The sequence below is a fragment of the Streptomyces thermocarboxydovorans genome (genome assembly GCF_039524635.1).
Taxonomy (GTDB): Bacteria; Actinomycetota; Actinomycetes; order Streptomycetales; family Streptomycetaceae; genus Streptomyces; species Streptomyces thermocarboxydovorans.
This window is the reverse complement of record NZ_BAAAGU010000010.1, coordinates 97,825-123,076: the sequence shown is the minus strand read 5'-3', so window position 1 is coordinate 123,076 and position 25,252 is coordinate 97,825. Positions and strand designations below refer to the sequence as shown.

Genomic DNA, 25,252 nt, shown 5'->3' with positions numbered 1-25,252 from the left:
GGCGTTGACTTTTGGCACGCTGTTGAGTTCTCAAGGAACGGACGCTTCCTTCGTACTCACCCTCTCGGGCTTTCCTCCGGGCGCTTCCCTTCGGCGTTTCCGACTCTATCAGATCTTGCCGATCCGATTTCCTCGGTGCCTTTCCGGGTTCCGCTTGCGCGTTTCCCTTTCCGGCGCACCCGACTTTATCAGAGGTTTCGGGCCGTACTGACCGGCCATCATTTTCCGATGCGTCGGTAGAAGCTTCTTCGAAATCTCGATCTCAAGAAGCGGAGCAGATGCTCACGGCCGCCGGTCGGGTTCGAACCCCTATCCAGGCAACTGTTTAAATCTACCTCCCCGCGAGGCCCGTGTCAACGGCTCCCGTGGGGCGAAGAGGAGACTAGCAGCTCAGCGGCGCGGTTTGCACATCAGGCAGCGGTCGGTACGGTCGCGCTGCGCTCGGCCGCGTCCAGGTCCCCCGTCTCGCCCTCGTGAGCCGCCCGCCGGCCCACGACGAAGACGTAGGCGAGGAACGCGAGCTCCGCGAGGACTCCGATGCCGATGCGGGCCCAGGTGGGCAGGCCGGACGGGGTGACGAAGCCTTCGATGGCACCGGCGACGAAGAGGACCAGGGCCAGGCCGATCGCCATGGCCAGTGCCGCCCGGCCCTCCTCGGCGAGGGCGCTGCGCCGGGTGCGCGGGCCGGGGTCGACCAGGGTCCAGCCGAGGCGCAGTCCGGTACCGGCGGCGACGAAGACGGCGGTCAGCTCCAGCAGGCCGTGGGGCAGGACGAGGCCGAGGAAGACGTCGAGCCGGCCCGCCGAGTGCATCAGACCGAAGCCGACGCCCAGGTTGAGCATGTTGAGGAAGAGGATCCAGATGACCGGGAGGCCGAGGAAGATCCCGAAGACCAGGCACAGGGCGGCGGCCCAGGCGTTGTTCGTCCACACCTGGGCGGCGAAGGAGGCCGCCGGGTGGCTGGAGTAGTACGTCTCGTACTGGCCTCCGGGGCGGGTCAGCTCGCGCAGCTCGGTGGGGGCGGCGATGGCGGCCTGCACCTCGGGGTGGGTGCCGATCCACCAGCCGAGCAGGACCGCCACGGCGGTGGACAGCAGTGCCGTGGGTACCCACCAGCGGCGGGCGCGGTAGACGGCGGCCGGGAAGCTGTGGGTGAGGAAGTGGGTGACGTCCCGCCAGGAGGCTCGTCGGGTGCCGGTCACCGCGCCGCGTGCGCGGGCCACCAGCTGGCTGAGCCAGCCGGTCAGCTGGGGGTCGGGGGCTGCCGACTGGATCAGTGACAGGTGTGTGGCGGTGCGCTGGTAGAGGGAGACGAGTTCGTCGACCTCCGCGCCGTTGAGCCGGCGCTGGCGGCGGAGCAGGGCGTCGAGGCGGTCCCACTCCGCGCGGTGGGCGGAGACGAAGACGTCGAGGTCCATCTGTGTGCCTGCTCCTCGGCTTGGTCTCGGTCGATCGACACGGTCGTGCGGACCCCGGTGATCGATGCTCGCCTTGATCGGGTGGTCGTACTGCGGTGCGATGTGCCATCAGCTTGGCAGACTGGCGGTGTTCGGATCATCGCAGGGGAAGGGCGGCATGCGTGAGTGAGCTGGTGACGGGCGAGGCCGTGGCACTGGAGCTGCGGCCCGCGAGGCTGCCCAGCAGGGCGCTGGCCGTGCTGCTCGACCTGGTGGTCGCCATGGTGGTCTTCATGCTGGTGACGGTGGCGCTGGTGCTGGCCACCGCTTCCCTGGACGAGGCCGCGCAGACGGCGATATCCCTCTCGGCGTTCGTGCTGATCCTGGTGGGCGGGCCCATCGCGGTGGAGACGCTGAGCCATGGCCGGTCGCTGGGGAAGCTGGCGTGCGGGCTGCGGGTGGTGCGGGACGACGGCGGACCGATCCGTTTCCGGCACGCGCTGGTGCGGGGTCTGATGGGTGTCATCGAGATCCTCATGACGCTGGGGGTGGTGGCGTGCATCGCCTCGCTCGTCTCGGCACGGGGACGGCGGCTCGGTGATGTGTTCGCGGGGACGCTCGTGGTGCGGGAGCGGATGCCGGCGGGGCAGGCGGGTTTCCTGCCGCCGCCTCCGCCGTGGCTGGTAGGACGGTTCTCGGGGCTGGATCTGTCGGCGGTGCCGGACAGTCTGTGGCTGGCCGTCCGGCAGTACCTGGGCCGGATGCGGCAGCTCGATCCGCGGGTGGGCTGGTCGATGGCCGAGCGGCTGGCGGCGGATGTCGCGGAGCGTACGGGGACGCCGGTGCCGCAGGGGGTGCCGCCGGCGGCGTATCTCGCCGCGGTGCTGCAGGAGCGGCAGGCACGGGAGGCGCGGCGGGCCTTCGGCGGCGGGGCGGTGGGGCAGTCCCTCGCAGGACAGTCCCCCGAGGTGGGGCAGTCCCGGGCAGTGGGGCAGTCCCCCTCCGTTCCTGCGCCGTCCGTCCATCCCCCTTCCGCTCCCGCCCCTTCCGCTCCCGCCCCTTCCGCTCCTGCGCCGTCCGCCCCTCCCCCTTCGGCTCCCGCCCCTTCCGTCCCTGCTCCTGCGGCGGATGTGACAGCGTCCTCGCCGCAGAGGCCGTCCGCGCCCCAGGGGCCGACGGACTCGCAGAGTTCCTCTGCTCCGCAGGCGCCCGCCGCGCCCCAGTCCCCGTCGCAGCCGCCCGGGTCGCCTGCCTCTGAAACTCCGAAGACCCGGACTCAGCCCGAACCGGCGGACAAGCAGGCCTCCACGAGGTTCGTCCCGCCTGCGTGACGGGACACGGCGAAGCGGCGGCGTTCAGTCGAAGACCGAGGGGGGCGTCTCCAGGTCCTCCAGCTCGATGCCGGGGGCGGCGAGGACGACGTCCCCGGCGATGTGCACGCTGTGCCGTTCGCCCGTGTCCAGGGCTGTGACCTGGTATTCGTCCACGATCAGTGGGCCGTTGTCAGTGGCGTGTGCTTCTCTTTTCACCAGCGCCCAGGACTGATCCACGGTGCGCGGGGCGAGCACGGGATCGGTGAAGGCGACGAGGCGTACGCGGGTGGCCGGTGACGAGGGGGTGAGGCGCAGCAGACGGGTCGTGGCGACGAGGAACGCGGGGGACGTGCCGGTGAAGGCGTGGGCGCGCACATTGCCTTCCGTGGCGTGGGTTCCCGTGGGGTCCGTGCGGACCCAGGTGACGCCGTCGAGGGCGGCGCCGCGGACCTGCCAGTCGGCGGCGTGGAGTTCCAGGCGGAGGGGGCGGCCGAGTTCGTCCAGGGCGAGGTCGACCGAGCCCAGGTGATCGCCGGACGGGGCGGTGAGCTGGGAGACGTAGCGCCAGCCGGAGGGGCCGGGGGCGCAGTGGAAGTGCTCTTCTGCGAAGGGGGTGTGGTCGTGCGGATCGTGGAGCGAATAACGGCCGCGGGGCATGGGGGTCCTGAGTCGTGACGGGCTGAGCCGGTCGCCTGGTCCGTCCATGGGGCAGGCCCCCGGCACGGGGGTGCGGGGGCCTGCCTCGAAGAACCTGCTGCCGCGGGCTCAGTAGCGGTAGTGGTCCGGCTTGTACGGGCCCTCGACCTTCACGCCGATGTACTCGGCCTGCTCGGGGCGCAGCTTGGTCAGCTTCACGCCGAGGGCGTCGAGGTGGAGCCGGGCGACCTTCTCGTCGAGGTGCTTGGGCAGCACGTAGACGCCGGTCGGGTACTCGTCGGGCTTGGTGAACAGCTCGATCTGGGCCAGGGTCTGGTCCGCGAAGGAGTTGGACATCACGAACGACGGGTGGCCGGTGGCGTTGCCCAGGTTCAGCAGGCGGCCCTCGGACAGGACGATGATCGCCTTGCCGTCGGGGAAGGTCCACTTGTGGACCTGCGGCTTGATCTCGTCCTTGACGATGCCGGGGACCTTGGCGAGGCCGGCCATGTCGATCTCGTTGTCGAAGTGGCCGATGTTGCCGACGATCGCCTGGTGCTTCATCTTGGCCATGTCCGAGGCCATGATGATGTCCCGGTTGCCGGTCGTGGTGATGAAGATGTCGGCCGTCTCGACGACCTCGTCGAGGGTGGTGACCTGGTAGCCGTCCATGGCGGCCTGCAGCGCGCAGATCGGGTCGATCTCGGTGACGATCACGCGGGCGCCCTGGCCGCGCAGCGACTCGGCGCAGCCCTTGCCGACGTCGCCGTAGCCGCACACGACGGCGGTCTTGCCGCCGATCAGGGTGTCGGTGGCGCGGTTGATGCCGTCGATCAGGGAGTGGCGGCAGCCGTACTTGTTGTCGAACTTGGACTTGGTGACGGCGTCGTTGACGTTGATCGCCGGGAACAGGAGGGTGCCCTCGCGCTGCATCTCGTACAGGCGGTGGACGCCGGTGGTGGTCTCCTCGGTGACGCCGCGGATCTCGGAGGAGAGCTGCGTCCACTTCTGCGGGTTCTCGCTCAGGGTGCGGGTGAGCAGTTCGAGGATGACGCGGTGCTCCTCGGACTCGGCGGTGTCGGGCGAGGGGACCTTGCCGTCCTTCTCGTACTCGACGCCCTTGTGGACGAGGAGGGTGGCGTCACCTCCGTCGTCGAGGATCATGTTGGGGCCGCCGGTGGGGCTGTCCGGCCAGGTCAGCGCCTGCTCCGTGCACCACCAGTACTCCTGCAGCGTCTCGCCCTTCCAGGCGAAGACGGGGACGCCCTGCGGGTTGTCGGGCGTGCCGTCGGGGCCGACGGCGACGGCGGCCGCGGCGTGGTCCTGGGTGGAGAAGATGTTGCAGGACGCCCAGCGGACCCGTGCGCCGAGGGCGACCAGGGTCTCGATCAGGACGGCGGTCTGCACGGTCATGTGCAGGGAGCCGGTGATGCGGGCGCCGGCGAGGGGCTGGGCCTCGGCGTACTCCTTGCGGATCGCCATCAGGCCCGGCATCTCGTGCTCGGCGAGGGTGATCTCCTTGCGGCCGAACTCGGCCAGGGAGAGGTCGGCGACCTTGAAGTCCTGTCGGTTCTCGACAGTCGTCATTGCGAGCTGCTCCTCGGGTTGGGTCGAGGTGGTCTGGCTGGTCTGCGCGGCGGCGGACACAGGGGTGCCCGAAAGAGGGCACAGGCATGCCCGCGTACGCGCAGCGCAGTCCGTCGGAGGCCCTCTCTCCCTCGGCCGGCCGCAGTGGACCGCCCGACCGCCATCAGCAGCGACGTCTGGCTCCGTCCCAAGCTACACCGGAGCCGCCTGCGATCCCCAGTCCGCCCGGGAACACTTCCGGCCATCTGGCGGTCGGCCCCGGTCGGGCCCTTGGGGCACCGGGGCCGGGCGGGCGGCGGCCGTCTGCCGTGCGGGCGGCGGCCGCCTGCCGGGCGGGCGGCGGGCGGCCGGGCCTCCGGTGCCGTCAGTGGCCTGCGGTTTCCGGGCCAGGACCGCCGGGGGTGGCCTCCGGGTCGGGGCCCTTGGCGGCCTCGGCCTCGCTGTAGATGTCCGGCTCGAGGTAGATGACGCGGGCGATCGGGACGGCCTCGCGGACGCGGGCCTCGGCGGCGTCGATGGCGGCGGCGATCTCGGCGGCGGTCTCGTCGTGCCGGACGGCGATCTTGGCGGCGATCAGCAGCTCCTCCGGGCCGAGGTGGAGGGTGCGCATGTGGATGATGCGGGTCACCGTGTCGCCGTCGACCAGGGCGGCCTCGATCTTCGCGGTCTCCTCGGCGCCCGCGGACTCGCCGAGCAGCAGGGACTTGGTCTCGGCCGCCAGGACGAGGGCGATCAGGATGAGCAGCACGCCGATGCACAGGGTGCCGATGCCGTCCCAGACGCTGTCGCCGGTGAGCAGGGCGAGGCCGACACCGCCGAGGGCGAGGATCAGACCGACGAGGGCGCCGAGGTCCTCCAGCAGGACCACGGGCAGCTCGGGGGCCTTGGCGTGGCGGACGAACTCCTTCCAGGAGCGGCGGCCGCGCAGGGCGTTGGACTCCTTGATGGCGGTGCGGAAGGAGAAGCCCTCGGCGATGATCGCGAAGACGAGCACGCCGACGGGCCAGTACCAGTGCTCCAGCTCGTGCGGGTGCTTGATCTTCTCGTAGCCCTCGTAGAGGGCGAACATGCCACCGACCGAGAACAGCACGATGGAGACGAGGAACGCGTAGATGTAGCGCTCCCGGCCGTAGCCGAAGGGGTGCTGCGGGGTGGCCTGGCGCTGGGCCTTCTTGCCGCCGACCAGCAGCAGGGCCTGGTTTCCGGAGTCCGCGACCGAGTGCACGGACTCGGCGAGCATCGACGAGGAGCCACTGAAGAGGAACGCCACGAACTTCGATACCGCGATCGCGAGGTTGGCGGCGAGTGCCGCCACGATCGCCTTGGTGCCGCCTGACGCGCTCATGTGTCCGCGTTGTCCCTTCGTACGCCGCTTTCCCGGCCCCGGGCGGGTGCGTGTGGCCGCTCGGGGCGTGAACCGTCCTGTGACGGTGGGCCATTGTTGCAGCCCGCCGCCGTACCGGCGCTCAGGTCCGGATCAAGGGGCGGTCAGGCGACGACGGTGGCCCGGAAGAGCGTGCCGGTGCCGGACACTTCGGTCTTCTCGCCCGCCGCGGCGAACACGGACTGGCCCGGCGTCAGCTCGTGTTCGCCGGCCCGGACGGTGCCGGCGGTGCACAGCAGGATCTGCGGGGCGGGGCGGGTCAGGTCGTGGGTGGCGCCGCCGGCGGGCAGGACGTAGCGGGAGAGCCGGAACTCGTCGGTGGGGGTGTCGTAGACCTCCTCACCGTCGGGTGTGGCCTCCGGTCGCAGCACCGAGGGGTCGCCGGCCTCGAAGCGGACGATGCGCAGCAGTTCGGGCACGTCGACGTGCTTGGGGGTGAGGCCGCAGCGCAGCACGTTGTCGGAGTTGGCCATGATCTCCACGCCGAGGCCGCTGAGGTAGGCGTGGGGGACGCCGGCGCCGAGGTAGAGGGCCTCGCCGGGCTGGAGCCGGACGTGGTTGAGGAGCATCGCGGCGATGACGCCGGGGTCGCCCGGGTAGTGGTGGGCGATGACGGCGTAGGGGGCCAGTTCGCCGCCGAGGCGCTCGCAGGCGGTGGCCGCCTCGGCGACGGTGCGGGCCATCTCCTCGGGGTCGGCGGTGAGGATCGCGGTGAGGACCTCGCGCAGGGCGGCGTCGGCGGGGCGGGCGTGCAGCAGGGCGGCGTAGGGCTTGAGGGAGTCGACGCCGAGCGCGTCGAGGAGGCTTGCGGCGCGCAGCGGGTCGCGGAAGCCGCACAGGCCGTCGAACTCGGTGAGCGCGCAGATCAGTTCCGGCTTGTGGTTGGCGTCCTTGTAGTTGCGGTGCGGGGCGTCCACGGGGATGCCGCGGCGCTCCTCGTCCTCGAAGCCCGCCCTTGCCTGCTCCAGGTCGGGGTGGACCTGGAGGGAGAGGGGCGCGCCGGCGGCGAGGAGCTTGAGCAGGAACGGCAGGCGGGGGCCGAACCGGGCGACGGAGGCGGCTCCGAGTTCCTTCTCGGGGGCGGCGTCGATGACCTCGGCGAGGCTGCCGCGGGCGGTACGGGAGGGGGCGCCGGGGTGGGCGCCCATCCACATCTCGGCCTGCGGTTCGCCGGTGGGTTCGGTGCCGAGGAGCCGCGGGATGGCGGTGGTGGAACCCCAGGCGTAGGGGCGGATGGTGTTCTCGAGGCGGTCCATGGGCTCTTGGGTTCCTTCTGCGGTGCTCGTGCCTGTCTCCCCGGCAGGGGACGGGTGGGCAGGGGAGGTTCAGGGTGTCCCGGGCATGATCAGGTGCGGGAGGCGAGCGCCAGGTAAACGGCGGCGAAATCGGTGATGGCGATCAGTTCGGCGAGGGTCTCCAGTTCGCCGCCCGGCTCCGGTTCGAGTTCGCTGATCGGGGTGTCGTGGGTGAGGGCCAGCTCGCGTGCGGCGGGGGCGGCGGTGAGGCTGCCGATGGGCCGGTCGCGCAGCAGCACCACGCGGGCGTGCAGGGCGGGCGGTTCCTCGACGCGGTCGCGGAAGAAGTCGTCCGGGTCGGCTCCGGCGGCGAGCGGGCCGGCCAGCAGGGCGCTGTGCGCGGCGAGCGCCTCGGGGAGTTCGGCGACGACGGCGGGGGTGCCGGAGAGCTCGGCGAGCGCGGCGGCGAAGCGGCGGCCGGCGGGCCCGGCGGAGGTGCCCTCGGTCCAGACGATGGGCAGCGCGTCGGCGAGTTCGGCGGCCAGGGTCTTGGCGGGGTTGCTGTAGGCGGCGATGGCGGGGCCGCACCGTTCGGCGATGCGGTCCAGGCGGTCGGCGACCTTCTCCAGGGCGTCCTGCGGCGCGGTGAGCAGCCCGGTGCGGTCGAGCAGCGCCAGCAGCGGGGTGAGCAGCGCCCACAGCACGCCGGGAGCGGAGGCCGCGAGGGGTTCCTCCTGGTCGTAGGGGGCGGTCGCCATGGGGACGAACAGGCCGTGGTGGCCGCTGACCGAGTCGGCGAGCGGGCCGCGGGCCGGGGCCACCGCGACGACGGTGCAGCCGCGGCGGTAGGCCTGCTCGGCGAGCAGGGACAGGCCGGGTTCGGTGCCGTCCGGGGTGGCGATGAGCAGCAGGTCGACGGAGCCGGCCCAGCCGGGGAGCTCCCAGCGCAGGGCGCCGGCGGCGGGGGCGACGCCGGTGGGTGCGAGGCGGGTGACGGGGCTGCCGGAGCCCGCGAGGGTGCCGAGCAGGTCGGCGGTCTGGGTGGCGGCGGCGCCGGGGCCCGCGATGAGGATGGCGCGGGGCCGGCCGTCGGGCTGCAGGTCCTGGATCCCGGTCTCGGCGGCGTGCCGTGCGGCGGTGCGGACCCGGGCGCCGGCCTCGGCGGCCCCGCGGAGCAGCCCGCGGCGATCGGCCTCGGCGAGGCCCTCCGGTGAGTCGAGCAAGCTTTCGTCGAGCATGGGCGGCGTGCCTCCGATCGGCGGGGCGTCGGTTCGCGGGACGGCGGTCGCCGGAACGGCGGTTACGCCGGGCGGCGGGCCTCGTCGACGAGGAGGACGGGGATGCCGTCACGGACCGGGTAGGCCAGACCGCAGTCCTGGCCGGTGCAGATCAGCTCGGCGTCCTGCTCCTTGAGGGGGGCGTGGCAGGCCGGGCAGGCGAGGATCTCCAGGAGTCCGGCTTCGAGCGGCATGGGGGTTCCCTTCACGGCGGGTGACGGTGCGCGGATGTGCCTGGTCAGCGTACCGCCGGTACCGCGCCCCGGTCGGCCGCGGAGCCCTTTCCAACCCTCCGCCCGGGCGTTCCCCCGGCCCGCGCCCCGCCGACCTCGGATGTTCGGCGTTCCGGGCGTCGGAGGCACTTGTTCCCGTCAGCCGCGGATGATCGCCAGTGCCTCGTCGCGGATGCGGCGCATCGTCGCCTCGTCGCGGGCCTCCGCGTTGAGGCGGAGGAGGGGCTCGGTGTTGGAGGGGCGGACGTTGAACCACCAGTCGGTGGAGGTGACGGTGAGGCCGTCCAGGTCGTCGAGGGTGATGCCCTCGCGGCCCTCGTAGGCGGCGCGGATCGCGGCGAGGCGGGCGGTCTGGTCGTCGACCGTGGAGTTGATCTCGCCGGATCCGACGTAGCGGTCGTACTCGGCGACGAGGGCGGAGAGCGTGCCGTCCTGGCCGCCCAGCGCGGCGAGGACGTGCAGGGCGGCCAGCATGCCGGTGTCGGCGTACCAGAAGTCGCGGAAGTAGTAGTGCGCGGAGTGCTCGCCGCCGAAGATCGCGCCGGTGGCGGCCATCTCGGCCTTGATGAAGGAGTGGCCGACGCGGGTGCGGACCGGGGTGCCGCCGTGCTCCCTGACCACTTCCGGCACCGACCAGGAGGTGATCAGGTTGTGGATGACGGTGCCCTTGCCGCCGTTGCGGGCGAGCTCCCGGGAGGCGACCAGAGCGGTGATCGCGGACGGGGAGACCGGCTCGCCCCGCTCGTCCACGACGAAGCAGCGGTCGGCGTCGCCGTCGAAGGCGAGGCCGAGGTCGGCGCCCTCCTCGCGGACCCGCTTCTGCAGGTCGACCAGGTTGGCCGGGTCGAGCGGGTTGGCCTCGTGGTTGGGGAAGGTGCCGTCGAGCTCGAAGTACATCGGGACGAGCGTGAGCGGCAGTCCCTCGAAGACGGTGGGGACGGTGTGGCCGCCCATGCCGTTGCCCGCGTCGACGACCACCTTCAGGGGCCGGATGGCGGTGAGGTCGACCAGGGAGCGCAGATGGGCGGCGTAGTCGGCTAGCGTGTCGCGGCGGGTGACCGTGCCCGGGGCGGCGGCGGGCGCCGGGGCGCCGGAGGTGCTCCACTGCTCGACCAGGGCGCGGATCTGAGCGAGCCCGGTGTCCTGGCCGACGGGGGCCGCACCGGCGCGGCACAGCTTGATGCCGTTGTACTGGGCGGGGTTGTGCGACGCGGTGAACATCGCGCCCGGCAGGTCGAGCGCCCCCGAGGCGTAGTAGAGCTGGTCGGTGGAGCACAGGCCGATCTCGGTGACGTCGGCCCCGCGGGCCGCGGCACCGCGGGCGAAGGCGGCCGACAGACCCGGTGAGGAGGGCCGCATGTCGTGGCCGGTGACGATGGCGCTCGCGCCGGTGACCTGGGCGAAGGCGGCGCCGAAGAGTTCGGCGAGGGACTCGTCCCACTGATCGGGGACGACTCCGCGTACGTCGTACGCCTTCACGATCTGCGAGAGATCAGCAGCCACGGCCCAGCCCTTCCGAAGTCCTGTCGGTCACCACAAACTACCGGCCGGTCGTGCCCTGCCGTACGGGGCGGGCATCGTGCCGAAACGGTCCGGCGGACCGGCGTCGTCGGTGCGGGTCAGTCGTCCGGTGAGCGGAGCACACGGAGGTGGCCCCGGCGGGCGACCTCCATGGGGTCGGCCCCGCGTCCGCCGCCGCCCCACCCGCCGCGCGTTCCTGCGGGCGGGCCGCCTCGCGCACGGCGTTCGCCAGGGCCTCCAGGTCGTCGCCGCTGGGCTGGGCCGGGGCCGAGCCGTCGAGCAGGCGGACGACCTCCCAGCCGCGCGGTGCGGTCAGGCGTTCGGAGTGCTCGGCGCACAGGTCGTAGCAGTGGGGTTCGGCGTAGGTGGCGAGGGGGCCGAGGACCGCGGTCGAGTCGGCATAGACGTACGTCAGCGTCGCGACGGCGGGACGGCCGCAAGCGGTGCGCGAACAGCGACGTACAGGGCTCACGACGTTGGACGGTACCGCACTCTTGAGCGGGCCGCGACGACTCTCCACCAGGTCACTCCCCCGTGTCGTGGTGTGAGACGCCGCACACGGCCTCGGGGAACCCGCTCGGTGACCTGGCCGGACGGGGGCGCGAGGGGCGGCGACCGATTTTGATTGCGGTCACCAGTTGGCACAAAGGCTGTCAAACGTCTTGAGATCACCGGTCCGGGAGGGATACGGAATCGAGCCCAACTTTGGCTGAAACGGTCAGGTAGTGACATGGGGCGTGGGACGGTGCGGGGTCGGGCATGCGGGGGCGCGGGAGACTACCCTGCACAGTGATGGACAACCCTGTGACGCCCCGTGCCGCTGCCGGCCCCGGGCCCCGACGCCGTGATCGTCACGGCAGGGGCATGCGGGGACCGATCGCACCGCCGCAGGTGCCGCTCGCGGCCAGCAGGGCGGAGACGTTCGCAGATCTCGTACAGGACTCCGTGGAGCGGCTGGAGCGGCGGTGGCCGCAGCTCGCCGACATCGATTTCCTGGTGCTGGACGTGCCCCGGCTGGACGGGGCGGCCGCCGGGTGGAACGACGAGGCCGTTCCGCTGGGCGGCGCCGTGCCCGCACGCGACGGGCGGCCCGCGCGGGTGGTGATCTACCGGCGCCCGGTGGAGATCCGCTCCAAGGGCCGCGACGAGCGGGCCTCGCTGGTGCACGAGGTGGTCGTCGAGCAGGTCGCGGAGCTGCTCGGGCTGACCCCGGAGACCGTGGACCCCCGCTACGGGGAGGACTGAGACCCGGCACCCCGTCGGCGGGAAACCCCGCCGACGGGAGGGCCATCTGCCTCAAAGTGCCGCGTGCTTCGAGTGCCGCCGCTTCTGCTCCCGCCTACTTCTGCAGGACGGACAGGTCCTGCCGGGCCTCCGGGACCGCCACCATGCCCCGGTCGTCCGGCAGGGTCTGGCTGGTGAAGGCCGTCTTCCCGCTGGTCAGGGTGCGGGTCGCGTAGACCGGAGTGTCCGTCTCCGGCTCGATCGTCAGGGCGTAGCTGCCCTTCGCCCCCTCCGGCACGGGCGGGGTGATGTCCTGGGTCGTGCCGCGCTTGATCGTGTACGTCTTCGTCGCGGGCGTGCCGTCCTCCCCGGTCGGTGAGGCGGTGACCTTGATCCGCGCGGTGGCCTCGGGGGACGTCACCGACAGGGTCGTCTCCTTCGCCGTGTTGCCCACGGCCGTGGCCCGGCCGGACACCGGGCGGGCGGCCGGGATGAAGGCCGACTCCTGGGCGTCGCCCTTGCCGCGCAGCACCCGGACGGCGGCGACGACCGGGACGGAGCGGTCGGTGGGGGTCAGCACCAGCGAGCCGGGCTCGCCGCGGGTGATGTCGCCCAGGTCCACGGCGGCCGTCATGCCGCCCTTGACGTGCAGGGTCTCGTGACCGGCCGGAGTGATCGAACCGGTGGGCGAGGCCAGGCGGACGTTCAGGTCGGCGTCGGAGTCGCCGGGGGCGAAGGCGACCAGACGCACGGCCGTGGCGTCCTTCGGGACGCCGGGGATGATCAGGCTGCCGGCCGGGTCGGTGGACGCGGCCAGCCAGTCGCCGCCGAGCTTGTCGTCCAGGGCCTGCACGGCCGCGCCGACCCTGCCGCTGCGGACGACCACGTGCACCGTCACATCGGACTGCCGCTCCTCGGTGAGCGTGGAGAGCAGGATGGGCTCGCTGGACCGCCCCCGGACGGTGATGCCCTCGCCCACGGTGGTCTTCAGGGCGCCGTCCTTGCCGTAGAGCTCGATGTCCACCACGGCGGCCGAGTCGTCCGGGTTGGTCAGATGCACGTAGTCGGTGCGGTCGGCGGAGGTGCTGGCGCCGGGGAACCAGAACTCGGTGTCCGGCGCGGTGCAGGTGACGCCCTGGAGGCCGCGGCCGGTGCCCGCGGTGACCTCGGTGGTCTGCTGCACGGTCCAGCCGGGGGCGTAGCGGCCGTCGGCGGTGCCGATCAGGGCCGGGGCCTCACCGCCGGAGACGTCACCGGTGGCCTGCCGGCCCGGCTCCCCGGGCTTCAGGACGGGCTCGGCCTGGCCGGCGTCCGGCTTCTGGGACTCCTTCGACTCCGAGGAATCCTCGGAGTCCTCCGCCCCCTCGCCCCCGTCGGCCCGCGCCGGCAGCAGCTCGGCCGAGCCCTTGCTCTCCGTGCCCTCGGTGACCGGGGTGAAGGAGGAGTAGGTCGTCTCGGCCAGGTCGGAGGTGCTGGGCGAGGGGCAGAGCAGGCTGGTGCGTTCCACCGGGAGCCGGGCCGCGGCGCGTGCCGTGTCGTCCGTGGCCGGCGTCTCGGGCGTGGTCAGCGCGGCGAAGCCGGTCACGGCGGCGAGGGCGGTGGCCGCCGCGATCAGGGACAGGGTCGTGCGGTTCACTGCTGGCTCCCGTCGGGACGCTCACTGCCCGTGGGGTCGTACGGCATGTCGTAGCCGTGCGGGTAGCTCTGGTCGTAGGTCGGGGTCTGCTGGTACTGCGTCTGGTCGTAGGCGTACGGGTCGTAGGACGCACCCTGGTAGGGGTACTGCTGCTCGGGGTACTGCTGCTGCCCCGGGTACTGCTGGGGCTGCTGCATCGGCTCCGCGTACGCCGCGTACTGCTGCTGGTACTGCTGCGCCGCCTGGTCGGGCTGCGGCTCCGGCTGCCAGGGGTCGTGGGCGGGCTGCGCGGGGATCGGAGCGGGGGCTCCCTGCGCTCCCTGCGCTCCCTGCTGATCGGCCTGGTCGGCCTGTCCCGCCTGCTCGGCCTGGGCGCGCAGGCGGCGGGCCCGGCGGCCGTCCCCGGTGGGGACGGGCACCGGCTCGTCGGGCAGGTCGTCGTCGATGTGGCGGCGGCGGCCCGGCAGGGCGAGGACGATCAGGACGATCGCGAGGAAGCCCTGCGCCCACAGCCAGGCGGTGTGGGTGAGCGGGGCGTCGTAGGTGACGTCCAGGCGGCCGCCGGAGGCGGGCAGTTCGAAGCCCTGGGCCCAGCCGTCGACCGTGGTGCGGGGCAGCGGGGCGCCGTCCAGGGTGGCCGTCCAGCCGTCGGCGGCGGTGTCGGCGAGGCGCAGCACGCGCCCCTCGGGTCCGGCGGGGATGTCGGTGTGGATCTCCACCGGGCCGGCCGCGACCGCCTTGGTCTCCTTGCCGGAGACGATCGTCGCGCGGGACACCTGGCGGTCCACCCGCCACAGGGCGCCGCCGGCCTGCTGGCTGAGCCGGGTCAGTCCGGGGGTGGCGTCCAGGACGCGGGTGACCTCGCGGGGGGCGCCCTGGTGGACCATGACGTAGCGGACGGCGAAGGTACCGAGCTGGGCGGCCTGGTCGGCACCGGAGCCGGCGACCAGATTGCCGACGACCTTGTCGAGCCTGCTGTTCTCGCCGCCGGCCGAGGCCAGTTCGGCGTCGCCCATGCGGGCGCCGGAACCGCGGACCAGCATGTAGCGGACCTGGGCGGCGGAGTCGCTGTCCAGCACCAGGGTGCGGGCCTGGTCGCGGGTGCTGCTCTCCTCGGCGACGAACGCGGGCACCTGGACGGGGTCGCGGCGCTGGAGCGGTCCGTCGGCGCCGCGGAGCATCCAGCCGACCGCGAGCAGCAGCGGCCCGGCGGCGCAGGCCAGGGCGATCAGCGCGGCGACCGGCTGGCGCCAGCCGAAGCTCCTCTCGGCGACCCGGGCGCGGGCCCCGTCGGCGCCGACCGCGGCGGCGGCCAGCAGGGCGATGCCGTAGACGAGGGTGGCCGGTCCGGCCCAGGTGGAGCCGTTGGACAGCGCCGCAAAGACGAGGCCCGCCAGGGCGCTCGCCCAGGCGACGCGGACGGCCGTCTGCCGTTCCGAGCGCAGCAGGGCGGCCAGCGCGGCGAGGACCAGGCCGAGCAGCATCAGCCCGCTGAAGGTGGCCGGGCCGCCCGGGCTTGCGCCGAGCAGGTCGAGGGCGGAGGCGGCGCCGCTGCCGTACTCCAGGCCGGCCTCCCGGAAGAAGCCGAACGGCAGCAGGGACAGCGACCAGGGGGCCAGGAGCAGCAGCGGGGTGCCGAGTTGGGCGAGCAGGCGCGGGGCGTGGGCGGTGAGTTCCGCGCGGCGCAGGGCCAGTACGCCGAGGCCGAGGACCAGCGCGATCGGCCACACGATCGGGGTGAAGGCGGTGGCGACGGTGAGCAGCAGCGCGTACGCCCAGGTGGCCCGCCAACTGCCGGGCCCGCCGGTGCTGTTGGTGAGGCCGCTCGCGGCGATGCCGGCGCGGGCGATGAGGGGCAGCAGCACGGCGAGGACGGCGGTGCCGATCCGGCCGCCAGCCAGGGCGCCGGTGGCGGCGGGCAGGAAGGCGTAGGCGACGGCCGCCCAGGCGCGCAGCAGCCGGGAGGGGAGCAGCGGGCGGGAGGCGAAGTAGGCGGTGAGGCCGGCCAGCGGGACCGAGCACACCAGAAGGACGGTGACGGCCAGTCCGGTGGAGCCGAGCAGCAGGGAGGCGAGGGCCGCCACGATCGCCAGGTAGGGCGGTGCGGAGCCGGTGCCGCCGGTGCCGACCGCGTGCCAGGCGTCCGTGTAGCGCGCCCACAGCTCGCCCGCGCCGGCGGGCACCGGGAGCAGGGCGCCGCCCGCGAGCGCGCCCCCGCCGAGCAGGGAGCGGCAGGCGGTGAGGGAGACGACCAGCAGGACGAGGAAGAGCACCGGGCCCGGTTTGCGGGCGATGCGCTTGAGGCGGGCGAACTGCTCGATCTCGAGGAAGTCGGCGTCGTCGCCGCCGGGTCCGGACTCGATGGCGCCGCCGTGCCGTCCGGCGCCGGAGGCCACCTCGGGGTCGGAGCGGCCTGCGAGGTTGCTGGCGACCTGCTCGACGGTGACCCGGACGGTGGCGCCGGGCGGCGGGAACAGCGCCCGCAGTTCCGCCTTGTCGATCTGCGGGCTGCCGCGGCGGCGGCGCCCGGCGAGAATGCGTTCGGGGCGCAGCAGGACGCTCATCAGGCCGCGGATCTCATCCACCGCCTGGCCGGGCACCTTGCCGACGAGGTAGGCGAGGGTGCGCAGCAGGGTGCCGAGGACCAGGCGCAGCAGCACCCAGGGCAGCGCCGCGGTACGGGTGTTGACGAGGAGGGTGTAGACGGCGCCGGCCTTGTCGACCTTGTGCGGGGAGGCGGCGGTGCGGCCCACGCAGTCGACGGTGCGGCGCTCGCGGGAGGCCGCCTCGGCGTGCCGTACGACCGCGTCGGGGGCGACCAGGACCCGGTAGCCGGCCTCGTGCGCGCGCCAGCACAGGTCGACGTCGTCGCGCATCAGCGGCAGATGCCGGTCGAAACCGCCGAGCTGCTCGAAGACGTCACGGCGGATCAGCATGCCCGCGGTGGACACCGACAGCACGGCCCGCACGTGGTCGTGCTGGCCCTGGTCCTGCTCGCGGCGGTCAAGGCCGGTCCAGCGGCGGCCGGAGTTGGCGATGGAGACGCCGACCTCCAGCAGCTGCCGGCGGTCGTACCAGCCGCGCAGCTTGGGGCCGACGACGGCCACGTCCTCGCGGCCGAGCTCGTACTCGTTGTCGACGACGCGCAGCAGCTGGGCCAGGGCGTCGGGTTCGGGTGCGCAGTCGTCGTGCAGCAGCCACAGCCACTGCACGGGCTCGCCGTAGGGGAGCTCGGGCAGGTCGTAGGCGTCGTCGCGCCAGGTGCGGGTGACCGGGTCCCAGCCGCTGGGCCGCTTCAGATAGGGCAGGTCCTCGGGGGTGAGCCGGGGTGCCATGCGGTGGCACTCGTCGACGGCCTGGCCGAATCCGGTGCGCCGGGCGAGGTGCAGCACATGGTCGTCGCCGAGCGCCTCGGTGACCAGCCGCGCGGAGTCGTCCGCGCTGCCGGTGTCGGCGGCTAGGGCGTACTGCACCGGGCGTTCCTGACCCAGCAGTCCGGTGAGTGTGTCGGGCAGCCAGCGGGCGCCGTCGTGCGAGACGAGGACCGCCGTCACCACATGACGCGGGAACTCAGGGATGGCGGCAACGTCGTGGGCTGCCGGGTGGCTGTGCACGGACATCGAGGTACGGGCCCCGGTTCGGTGGACTGCATTGGACGCCTGTGCCCGGTGGGGGCAGCGGGGCGTCTCGGACGAGCGACCACACTACTGGCTGCACAGCAAGGCGGCCCGCCGCCTGTGGACAACCCACGTGCGCCGGGCCGTATGTGACACGTCTACGCGTTTTTGTGCACGTATGCGGAGCGCCGTCCGTAAGACGTCGTCCGTAAGACGGCGGCCTTCTGCGAGCGGCACCGGTCGGCCGCGTCTTCGGGCGGCACCGTCGACCGCGTCCGGATCGAAGGCTCTCGAACGACCGGACCAAGAACAGCCGCACGACCGGACCGAGGCGTCCCGGGACGGCGGCGCCTGATCAGACCGCGGCCTTCTTCAGCCGGCGGCGTTCCCGCTCGGACAGGCCGCCCCAGATGCCGAAGCGCTCGTCATTGGCGAGGGCGTATTCGAGGCACTCGGAACGGACCTCGCAGGCGAGGCAGACCTTCTTGGCCTCCCGGGTGGAGCCGCCCTTCTCGGGGAAGAAGGACTCGGGGTCGGTCTGGGCGCACAGCGCGCGCTCCTGCCAGCCGAGTTCCTCGTCCGCGTCGTCGACCAGCAGTTGCTGCACCAGCTCGGTCATGTGCGCCCCTCGTCAGTCTTTCGCGTCCCCGTGATGTTGCCGTTACCGTTTCCGGCCGAACGACACGAGTGAAATTACAATTGCGCTGCTCCGGGAGAGTCAAGCTGAGATCTGCTATTGAGCCCCTTATTCACTCTGCGGAACCAAGGCCAAGCGGAAAGTGTTCAAATCGCCATAAACCTTGACATACAGACGGGGTCTGCCCGGGCATTGCCGCCCGCGCAGAGCCTCTGCGGGGGATAACGTCCAGCGAATCGATCTCGTTCCGACACCGAGGCGAAGCGAACCTGATCACAGCCAGATCACAGGACGGCAACGGCGCTCGGCACCCGGTCGTGCGCAGCATGTGTCCCCGGAACCGGGTGAGCAAACCTTTCGCCTGCAAGATGAACCTGATGAGGTGAACCCGGTCCCACGATCCGGGCGCCGAGTTGACAGTGAAGGTGTGAACCGCTGTCCTTGTGGGCATGCTCGCGTACCCGGCGCTCACCCGGACCCGCACCGGCGGGTCCCACGGTGCTGCCCGCGCTCGCTGTAGCTGTTGTTGTTCCGGCTGTTGAGCCATCCGTCTCCGGCCGTCGCCGAGTCACCACGCATCCGACTCGGCCGTTGATTCCTCCGCGCCCGGCAGGGCGAGCCCTTTTCGCTACTCACGCCCAGGAACCACCGCACTCACATGAACAGCGACAGCGACCTGCAGATCGCAGGCGACATCCTCGAAGTCCCCCACCTGCTCCAGGCGCCGCGCGAGCACCCGGTGACCGTCGCCGAGTTCGCCGGCCTGGCCCGCTCCATCGCCGCCGACCGCGCCCAGTGGGCGCACCTGGTGCAGTACGACGCCACCACCCGCTGGTACCACCGGCTGCGCACCGGTCCCGGCTACGAGGTGTGGCTGCTGTCCTGGGTGCCCGGCCAGGGCAGCGGGCTGCACGACCACGGCCGCTCCTCCGGCGTGCTGACCGTGCTGGAGGGCACCCTCACCGAGCGCACCGAGCGGGGCACGCGCTCCCTCACGCCCGGCGCGCAGCGCGTCTTCGCGCCCGGCTATGTGCACGAGGTCGTCAACGACACCCTCGAGCCCGCGGTCAGCCTGCACATCTACTACCCGGGCCTGACCGAGATGCCGATGCACACCGCCCCGCACTGCGAGGCGCGCTCCCTGACTGCCTGACGCACTGTCGTCCCCGCCTGCAAGACTGGGCGCCATGCGCATTGTGGTTCTGGCAGGCGGCATCGGCGGTGCCCGTTTCCTGCGCGGTCTGAAGCGGGCCGTGCCGGACGCGGACATCACGGTCATCGGCAACACCGGGGACGACATCCACCTCTTCGGGCTGAAGGTCTGCCCGGACCTCGACACGGTGATGTACACGCTCGGCGGCGGCATCAACGAGGAGCAGGGCTGGGGACGGGCCGACGAGACCTTCCATGTGAAGGAGGAGCTCGCGGCCTACGGCGTCGGCCCCGAGTGGTTCGGCCTCGGCGACCGCGACTTCGCCACGCACATCGTCCGCACCCAGATGATCGGCGCCGGGTACCCGCTCAGCGCGGTCACCGAGGCCCTGTGCGACCGCTGGCAGCCGGGCGTGCGGCTGATCCCGATGACCGACGACCGCGTGGAGACCCATGTCGCCGTCGAGCTGGACGGCCGGCGCAAGGCGATCCATTTCCAGGAGTACTGGGTGCGGCTGCGGGCCTCGGTGCCGGCCGAGGCGGTCGTCCCGGTCGGCGCGGAGCAGGCCAAGCCCGCGCCGGGCGTGCTGGAGGCCATCTCCGAGGCCGACGTGATCCTCTTCCCGCCGTCCAACCCGGTCGTCTCCATCGGCACCATCCTCGCCGTCCCCGGCATCCGGGAGGCCATCGCCGACGCGGGCGTGCCCGTGGTCGGGCTGTCGCCGATCGTCGGGGACAAGCCGGTGCGCGGCATGGCCGACAAGGTCCTCGCCGCCGTCGGCGTGGAGGCCACGGCGGCGGCGGTGGCCGAGCACTACGGCTCGGGTCTGCTGGACGGCTGGCTGGTCGACACGGTCGACGCCGGCTCCGTCGAGCGGGTCGAGGGGGCGGGCATCCGCTGCAAGGCCGTACCGCTGATGATGACCGACGCCGACGCCGCCGCGCGCATGGCCCGCGAGGCCCTCGACCTGGCCGAGGAGGTGCGGGCGGCGTGAGCGGCACCGACGAGGCGCCCGCGTACCGGGTCTGGGCCGTCCCCGGCCTGCCCGAGATCCGGCCGGGCGACGACCTCGCCAAGCTCATCGCCGCCGCCGAGCCGGGCCTCGCCGACGGCGACGTACTGCTGATCACCTCGAAGATCGTCTCCAAGGCCGAGGGCAGGATCGTCCAGGCAGCCGACCGGGAGGCGGCGATCGACGCGGAGACCGTGCGGGTGGTGGCCCGGCGCGGCCCCCTGCGCATCGTCGAGAACCGGCAGGGCCTGGTGATGGCCGCGGCCGGCGTCGACGCCTCCAACACCGAGCCCGGCACGGTACTGCTGCTCCCCGACGACCCGGACGCCTCCGCCCGCGCCATCCGCGAGGGCCTGCGCTCCGCCCTCGGCGTCACGGTCGGCGTGATCGTCACCGACACCTTCGGCCGGCCCTGGCGGGCCGGGCTGACCGATGTGGCGATCGGCGCGGCCGGCGTGCGCGTCCTGGACGACCTGCGCGGCGGCGCCGACAGCCACGGCAACCCGCTCAGCGCCACCGTCGTCGCCACGGCCGACGAACTGGCCGCGGCGGGCGACCTGGTCAAGGGCAAGGCGGCCGGCCTGCCGGTGGCGGTGGTCCGCGGGCTGCCGCACACGGTGGCCGAGGACGACGGGGAAGGAGCCCGCGCCATGGTCCGTGACGCACGCGACGACATGTTCCGGCTCGGCACCTCCGAGGCCGTACGCCTGGCGGTGACCCAGCGCCGCACGGTCCGCTCCTTCACCGACGAGCCGGTCGACCCGGCGGCGGTGCGCCGCGCGGTCGCCGCGGCCGTGACCGCACCCGCCCCGCACCACACCACACCCTGGCGCTTCGTCCTCCTCGAGTCCCCCGAGGTCCGCACCCGCCTGCTGGACGCCATGCGCGAGGCCTGGATCACGGACCTGCGCCGGGACGGCAAGTCCGAGGAGTCCATCGCCAAGCGCATCCGCCGCGGCGACGTCCTGCGCAACGCGCCCTACCTGGCCGTCCCCTGTCTCGTCATGGACGGCTCGCACACCTACGGGGACGCGCGGCGCGACGGGGCCGAGCGGGAGATGTTCGTGGTCGCCGCGGGCGCCGGAGTGCAGAACTTCCTGGTCGCGCTGGCCGGGGAACGGCTCGGCTCGGCCTGGGTGTCTTCGACGATGTTCTGCCGCGACGTGGTTCGTGAGGTACTCGACCTGCCCCCGGACTGGGACCCGATGGGCGCGGTGGCCATCGGCCACCCCGCGGAGGAACCCAGGCCGCGGCCCGAGCGGGACCCGGCGGCCTTCATCGAAGTGCGCTGAGCCGGGCCCTCGGGCGCCTACCCTCGTAGGACCTTCACTTCCACCCCTGGGACATCACTCGTGGCAGGACGCTTCGCCCCCCGCCCCACGCGTACGACGGTGCGCGGCGGCCATGTGGCCGTGCCCGCCGCGGTTCCCCGCCAGGCGGCCGCGCCCGCGCAGGTGCGCACGTATGTGCCGGACGGGCCGCTGGACCTCGGCCTGGTCCTCGGCCCGCTGCGGCGCGGCCCCGGGGACCCCACCTTCCGGGCGACACCGGACGGCGCGGTGTGGCGGGCGAGCCTGACGCCCGCCGGGCCCGGGACGCTGCGGGTCACCCGCCAAGGTGAACGGATCCGGGGCGAGGCATGGGGGCCGGGCGCGGAGTGGCTGCTGGAGACGCTGCCCGAGCTGCTCGGGGCGCAGGACGATCCCTCGGCGTTCGTGCCGCGGCACCGGCTGCTGGCGCTGACGCGGCACCGGAGGCCGGGGCTGCGGCTGACGCGGACCGGGCTGGTGCTGGAGTCGCTGATCCCGTCGATCCTGGAGCAGAAGGTCACCACCAATGAGGCGTACCGGGCGTGGCGGCTGCTGGTGCGCAAGTACGGGGAGCCGGCGCCGGGGCCCGCGCCGGAGCGGATGTCGGTGATGCCGGCGCCGCGGACCTGGGCGCTGATTCCCTCCTGGGAGTGGCATCGGGCCGGGGTCGACGACAAGCGGGCGTCGACGATCCTGCGGGCGGTACGGGTCGCTGCGCGGCTGGAGGAGGCGGTGGGGATGTCGCCGGAGGCCGCGCAGAAGAGGCTGGAGCTGGTGCCGGGGGTGGGGCCGTGGACGTCGGCGGAGACCGTGCAGCGCAGTCATGGGGCGGCGGATGCGGTGACCGTCGGGGACCTTCACCTGCCGGGGATCGTGGGGTGGGCGCTGGCCGGGGACCGGTACGCGGATGACGCGGTGATGCTGGAACTCCTGGAGCCGTACGCCGGCCAGCGGCATCGGGCGGCTCGCCTCATCCTCCTGAGCGGCCGCGTCCCGGAACGCCGGGCGCCGCGCATGCCGCACGGCAGCATCGGGCGGCTCTGAGCCGCTTTCAACTGACGTTGCGTGAAGTAGCTGCGCTGCAGGTTTGGTCCGGGCACCCGGGGTGGGCGCCGGCCGGGGGCGGGGGCGCTAGCCCCGCTGAAAGGAGTGCCGCTGCGCCCACCCTCCCCCACTCTCGGCTTCGCTCGAGCGGGGGGACCCCCACCGCCCCAGACGGCACGAATGCCCGCAGCCAGGGAGGCGCGGCAGACGTACGGGGACACCCACCCACCGTGGGCGCTACGCGAACCCCCACTCGGCGGTTACTGGTCCGAGGAGAAGCGGACGGCGCCTGCCGGGATCTTGGCGTCGCACCAGACTCGGGCGCCGTCGCGGAGTTCGTTGTTGGGGCCGATGACCGCGCCGTCGCCTATGACCGTGCCGGTGAGTATGGAGCGCTCGCCGACCCTCGCCCTCGTGCCGATGAGCGAGTCGGTGATGACCGCGCCCGGCTCGATGACCGCGCCCGGCAGGATGGTGCTGCCGAAGACCCGCGCGCCCTCCGCCACGAACGCGCCCTCGCCCACCACCGTGCCGCCCGCGAGCTTCGCGTCGGGGGCGACCCGAGCCGTGGGCAGGATCAGCCGGTCGCCGCAGCGGCCGGGCACCGCCGGGGAAGGGGCGCGTCCCAGCACCAGGTCGGCGGAGCCGCGGACGAAGGCCGCCGGCGTGCCGAGGTCCAGCCAGTATGTCGAGTCGACCATGCCCTGCAGATGGGCCCCCGCCGCCAGCAGCTCCGGGAACGTCTCGCGCTCCACGGACACCGGCCGCCCCACCGGAATCGTGTCGATGACCGAGCGCCGGAAGACGTACGCCCCCGCGTTGATCTGATCGGTGACGATCTCCTCCGGCGTCTGCGGCTTCTCCAGGAACGCCTGCACCCGCCCCGTCTCGTCCGTCGGCACCAGACCGTAGGCCCGAGGGTCCGTCACCTTGGTCAGGTGGAGCGAGACATCCGCCCCCGTCGTCTCGTGCGTGCGCACCAGCGCGTTGATGTCCAGCCCGGTGAGAATGTCCCCGTTGAACACCAGCACCGGCTCGTCGGGCCCCGAGTGCAGCCGGGACGCCACGTTCCGGATGGCCCCGCCCGTGCCGAGCGGCTCCTCCTCCGTGACGTACTCGATGTGCAGCCCCATCGACGACCCGTCACCGAAGTACGGCTCGAAGACCTCGGCCAGATACGACGTGGCCAGCACGATGTGCTCCACGCCCGCCGCTCTCGCTCTGGCCAGCTGATGTGTGAGGAAGGGCACCCCGGCCGCCGGCACCATGGGCTTGGGCGTGTGGACCGTGAGCGGACGCAGCCGCGTGCCTTTGCCGCCGACCAGGAGGATCGCTTCTGTCACCTGTGCCCTCTGCTTCCTGCCGGGACCGGCCGAACTGTCTTTCGGCCGGTCAGTGTATGCAGACCCTCCGGCAGGGAGAGACGAACCCGAGGTGCCCCGCGCCTCAGCGGCCCTGGTAACGAGCCGCGGTCTTGCGGGCCTTTCCGAGCTTCCCATACAGCTTCCCCCCTGGGCACGAGGTGTTGAACCCGTCCCGATGACCGGAGATCACGTTCAGTCGCACCTTCTTGCCTTTTGCGTACAGGTTGCCACCCCCGGACGTCAGATATGTCTTGGCTTTGGGATTCATCCCGTGCAGCCCCAGCTTCCACGCGGTGAGCCGCGAGACGGCCTTCACCGCGGAGGACGACGGCTTCTTGGAGCCGTAGGAGCCGATGACCGCGATACCGGTGCTGTTGCTGTTGAACCCGAGGGTGTGGGCGCCCATGACCGGCCTGGCCACTCCCCCGGCCCGCCCCTCGTAGATCCGGCCGCACTTGTCGATGAGGAAGTTGTAGCCGATGTCCCGCCAGCCGAGGCTCACCACGTGGTAGCGGTAGAAGCCGCGGATGAGGGAGGGCGCCTGCGAGCACGTGTAGTTGTTGCCGGAGGCGGTGTGGTGCACAAAGGCCGCCTTGACCTTCTTGGTGTAGATGAATCCGCCTTTGCGCAGGCCCTCGTTGGCACCCCAGCCCTTGCGGGTCTTGATGGCGGGCCGCGGCCCGATGTACGGCTTGGCCTGCTTCTGCGCGCCGGCCACCGCCTCCGTACCCGCCGCCTCCGTACCCGCCGCTTCCCCGGAGGCGCCCGACTCCGCGCGGCGCAGCGCGAGCAGCTCCGCCTCCGTCTGCGCACGGTTCAGCGCGGGGATCTCGGTGGCGCCGAGGGGCGCGAGCCCGGCGTTGGCGCGGGAGACGGCCTTCTCCGCGGCGGTCAGAGTCCCCGTGCGGGACTCGTCCGCGGCGGGCGGCGGGGCGGCGGCACCCTCACCGGAAGCAGCGCCCTCGTCCGAAGCAGCACTCTCGTCCGAAGCGGCACCCTCGTCCGAAGCGGCATCCGCGGCCGGGTCCGAGCCGGGGTCGATGAGATCGAGCCGCAGCCCGGCCGGCAGCGCCTCCACGTCCCCGCCGCTGCGGTCCGCACCGGACGCGTCCTCATCCGCCCCCGCCACCCCCGCCGCCCGCACCCGGACCTCCACCCCGTCCGACTCCCCCACCCACAGCGGCGCCGTGGCGCCACGCACCCGCCCCGAGGCACGCTCCTCGCTCCCCGGGTCGGCCGCGTGGTCCGCGTTGTGGGTCTCGACGTCCTGCCAGTCGGACCAGGTGCCCGTGCCGGCCGCGCGGGTACGCACCTGGACGCGGCTGTGGAGTTCCGCGTCCGCGTCGTCCCAGACCACGCCGAGCATGGAGAAGTGACGGACCGTCCGGGGGGCGAGCCCGAGGACGGCGGCGCCGGTGGCGCGGTCCCGGGTGAGGGGGTTCAGGGGCAGCGACTGGGTGCTGCCGGGGATGCCCGGCTCGGCCGCCGGGGCGCTCGCGTTGGTGCCCGCCGCTGCCGTGGGCGCCCCTCGGGCCGCCGCGGCGGCGGGCGGGGCGAGCGGGAGGGCGAGGGCGGCGGCACAGGTGACTCCGATGGAAGAAGCAAGAATTCGACGCATGCCCCGAGCTTGGACAGACCCGTATGAATCTGCCATCGGGGAAGTTCCGTGCGG

19 protein-coding genes and 1 pseudogene are annotated in these 25,252 nt (G+C 72.8%); 6 read left to right on the top strand and 14 right to left on the bottom strand.

The genetic code is table 11. The features are described from left to right. Positions 1-410: 410 nt before the first annotated feature. Complete coding sequence (locus ABD198_RS07020; protein WP_343998529.1) at positions 411-1,418, bottom strand: stage II sporulation protein M; 1,008 nt, start codon at positions 1,416-1,418, stop codon at positions 411-413. A 161-nt stretch (positions 1,419-1,579) separates the two neighbouring features. On the opposite strand from ABD198_RS07020, the gene ABD198_RS07015 reads away from it, so the two are divergent. Then, positions 1,580-2,728, top strand: a complete 1,149-nt coding sequence (locus tag ABD198_RS07015; protein ID WP_343998527.1) for an RDD family protein — start codon at positions 1,580-1,582, stop codon at positions 2,726-2,728. Positions 2,729-2,752: 24 nt separating this feature from the next. Here the strand turns inward: ABD198_RS07015 and ABD198_RS07010 are convergent, their stop codons facing one another. The 8 genes and pseudogenes from ABD198_RS07010 to ABD198_RS06975 all read right to left on the bottom strand — a co-directional run bounded on the left by ABD198_RS07010 (position 2,753) and on the right by ABD198_RS06975 (position 11,055). Further along, complete coding sequence (locus ABD198_RS07010; RefSeq protein WP_343998525.1) at positions 2,753-3,367, bottom strand: hypothetical protein; 615 nt, start codon at positions 3,365-3,367, stop codon at positions 2,753-2,755. Positions 3,368-3,475: 108 nt separating this feature from the next. After that, entirely contained in the window at positions 3,476-4,933 is a 1,458-nt protein-coding gene (gene ahcY / locus ABD198_RS07005; protein ID WP_167992437.1) for an adenosylhomocysteinase, read from the bottom strand. 364 nt (positions 4,934-5,297) lie between these two features. Next, a complete protein-coding gene (locus tag ABD198_RS07000) occupies positions 5,298-6,278 on the bottom strand; it encodes a cation diffusion facilitator family transporter (RefSeq protein WP_343998521.1) in 981 nt (326 codons plus the stop codon). A gap of 143 nt (positions 6,279-6,421) precedes the next feature. Continuing rightward, positions 6,422-7,573, bottom strand: a complete 1,152-nt coding sequence (manA, locus tag ABD198_RS06995; RefSeq protein WP_343998519.1) for a mannose-6-phosphate isomerase, class I — start codon at positions 7,571-7,573, stop codon at positions 6,422-6,424. Positions 7,574-7,662: 89 nt separating this feature from the next. Next, a complete protein-coding gene (locus ABD198_RS06990; RefSeq protein ID WP_343998517.1) occupies positions 7,663-8,790 on the bottom strand; it encodes an SIS domain-containing protein in 1,128 nt (375 codons plus the stop codon). A 62-nt stretch (positions 8,791-8,852) separates the two neighbouring features. Then, entirely contained in the window at positions 8,853-9,023 is a 171-nt protein-coding gene (locus ABD198_RS06985; RefSeq protein WP_020940431.1) for a Trm112 family protein, read from the bottom strand. Between the two features lie 177 nt (positions 9,024-9,200). Further along, positions 9,201-10,565: a phosphomannomutase/phosphoglucomutase gene (locus ABD198_RS06980; RefSeq protein WP_343998514.1), complete on the bottom strand. Its 1,365-nt coding sequence runs from the start codon at positions 10,563-10,565 to the stop codon at positions 9,201-9,203. 116 nt (positions 10,566-10,681) lie between these two features. After that, a pseudogene (locus tag ABD198_RS06975) lies at positions 10,682-11,055 on the bottom strand (DUF3499 domain-containing protein). A gap of 392 nt (positions 11,056-11,447) precedes the next feature. On the opposite strand from ABD198_RS06975, the gene ABD198_RS06970 reads away from it, so the two are divergent. Then, entirely contained in the window at positions 11,448-11,828 is a 381-nt protein-coding gene (locus tag ABD198_RS06970; RefSeq protein WP_343998512.1) for a metallopeptidase family protein, read from the top strand. Between the two features lie 94 nt (positions 11,829-11,922). Here the strand turns inward: ABD198_RS06970 and ABD198_RS06965 are convergent, their stop codons facing one another. The 3 genes from ABD198_RS06965 to ABD198_RS06955 all read right to left on the bottom strand — a co-directional run bounded on the left by ABD198_RS06965 (position 11,923) and on the right by ABD198_RS06955 (position 17,679). After that, entirely contained in the window at positions 11,923-13,443 is a 1,521-nt protein-coding gene (locus tag ABD198_RS06965) for a DUF5719 family protein (RefSeq protein WP_343998510.1), read from the bottom strand. Further along, a complete protein-coding gene (locus ABD198_RS06960) occupies positions 13,440-17,063 on the bottom strand; it encodes a glycosyltransferase (protein WP_343998509.1) in 3,624 nt (1,207 codons plus the stop codon). Before ABD198_RS06960 ends, ABD198_RS06965 begins: the two co-directional genes overlap by 4 nt. 352 nt (positions 17,064-17,415) lie before the next feature. Further along, positions 17,416-17,679 (bottom strand): WhiB family transcriptional regulator, encoded by a 264-nt coding sequence (locus ABD198_RS06955; RefSeq protein ID WP_003975777.1) that lies wholly within the window; start codon positions 17,677-17,679, stop codon positions 17,416-17,418. A 676-nt stretch (positions 17,680-18,355) separates the two neighbouring features. Between ABD198_RS06955 and ABD198_RS06950 the strand changes: the two genes are divergently transcribed. Genes ABD198_RS06950 through ABD198_RS06935 form a run of 4 tightly spaced genes read left to right on the top strand, consistent with a single transcriptional unit; the run spans position 18,356 to position 22,216 of the window. Continuing rightward, complete coding sequence (locus ABD198_RS06950; RefSeq protein WP_343998507.1) at positions 18,356-18,850, top strand: cysteine dioxygenase; 495 nt, start codon at positions 18,356-18,358, stop codon at positions 18,848-18,850. Positions 18,851-18,884: 34 nt separating this feature from the next. Beyond that, on the top strand, positions 18,885-19,844 hold the full coding sequence (gene cofD / locus ABD198_RS06945) for a 2-phospho-L-lactate transferase (protein ID WP_343998505.1): 960 nt from the start codon (positions 18,885-18,887) through the stop codon (positions 19,842-19,844). Next, the gene (locus ABD198_RS06940) at positions 19,841-21,154 is read left to right on the top strand and encodes a coenzyme F420-0:L-glutamate ligase (RefSeq protein ID WP_343998503.1); all 1,314 of its coding nucleotides are present in this window, start codon (positions 19,841-19,843) and stop codon (positions 21,152-21,154) included. The genes cofD and ABD198_RS06940 overlap by 4 nt, the downstream gene beginning before the upstream one ends. Positions 21,155-21,214: 60 nt before the next feature. Next, the gene (locus tag ABD198_RS06935; protein WP_343998501.1) at positions 21,215-22,216 is read left to right on the top strand and encodes a DNA-3-methyladenine glycosylase family protein; all 1,002 of its coding nucleotides are present in this window, start codon (positions 21,215-21,217) and stop codon (positions 22,214-22,216) included. Between the two features lie 260 nt (positions 22,217-22,476). Here the strand turns inward: ABD198_RS06935 and manB are convergent, their stop codons facing one another. Beyond that, the gene (gene manB, locus ABD198_RS06930) at positions 22,477-23,559 is read right to left on the bottom strand and encodes a mannose-1-phosphate guanylyltransferase (protein WP_343998499.1); all 1,083 of its coding nucleotides are present in this window, start codon (positions 23,557-23,559) and stop codon (positions 22,477-22,479) included. A gap of 103 nt (positions 23,560-23,662) precedes the next feature. Next, a complete protein-coding gene (locus ABD198_RS06925; RefSeq protein WP_343998498.1) occupies positions 23,663-25,198 on the bottom strand; it encodes a peptidoglycan recognition protein family protein in 1,536 nt (511 codons plus the stop codon). Positions 25,199-25,252: the final 54 nt, after the last annotated feature.

What these genes read in the sequence shown, in the direction of transcription:
- ABD198_RS06925 (WP_343998498.1), bottom strand. Translation starts at nt 25,198, where the DNA reads ATGCGTCGAATTCTTGCTTCTTCCATCGGAGTCACCTGTGCCGCCGCC.
- ahcY (WP_167992437.1), bottom strand. Translation starts at nt 4,933, where the DNA reads ATGACGACTGTCGAGAACCGACAGGACTTCAAGGTCGCCGACCTCTCC.
- cofD (WP_343998505.1), top strand. Translation starts at nt 18,885, where the DNA reads ATGCGCATTGTGGTTCTGGCAGGCGGCATCGGCGGTGCCCGTTTCCTG.
- ABD198_RS06955 (WP_003975777.1), bottom strand. Translation starts at nt 17,679, where the DNA reads ATGACCGAGCTGGTGCAGCAACTGCTGGTCGACGACGCGGACGAGGAA.
- ABD198_RS06960 (WP_343998509.1), bottom strand. Translation starts at nt 17,063, where the DNA reads ATGTCCGTGCACAGCCACCCGGCAGCCCACGACGTTGCCGCCATCCCT.
- ABD198_RS07000 (WP_343998521.1), bottom strand. Translation starts at nt 6,278, where the DNA reads ATGAGCGCGTCAGGCGGCACCAAGGCGATCGTGGCGGCACTCGCCGCC.
- ABD198_RS07020 (WP_343998529.1), bottom strand. Translation starts at nt 1,418, where the DNA reads ATGGACCTCGACGTCTTCGTCTCCGCCCACCGCGCGGAGTGGGACCGC.
- manA (WP_343998519.1), bottom strand. Translation starts at nt 7,573, where the DNA reads ATGGACCGCCTCGAGAACACCATCCGCCCCTACGCCTGGGGTTCCACC.
- ABD198_RS06990 (WP_343998517.1), bottom strand. Translation starts at nt 8,790, where the DNA reads ATGCTCGACGAAAGCTTGCTCGACTCACCGGAGGGCCTCGCCGAGGCC.
- ABD198_RS06985 (WP_020940431.1), bottom strand. Translation starts at nt 9,023, where the DNA reads ATGCCGCTCGAAGCCGGACTCCTGGAGATCCTCGCCTGCCCGGCCTGC.
- ABD198_RS06970 (WP_343998512.1), top strand. Translation starts at nt 11,448, where the DNA reads ATGCGGGGACCGATCGCACCGCCGCAGGTGCCGCTCGCGGCCAGCAGG.
- ABD198_RS07010 (WP_343998525.1), bottom strand. Translation starts at nt 3,367, where the DNA reads ATGCCCCGCGGCCGTTATTCGCTCCACGATCCGCACGACCACACCCCC.
- ABD198_RS06950 (WP_343998507.1), top strand. Translation starts at nt 18,356, where the DNA reads ATGAACAGCGACAGCGACCTGCAGATCGCAGGCGACATCCTCGAAGTC.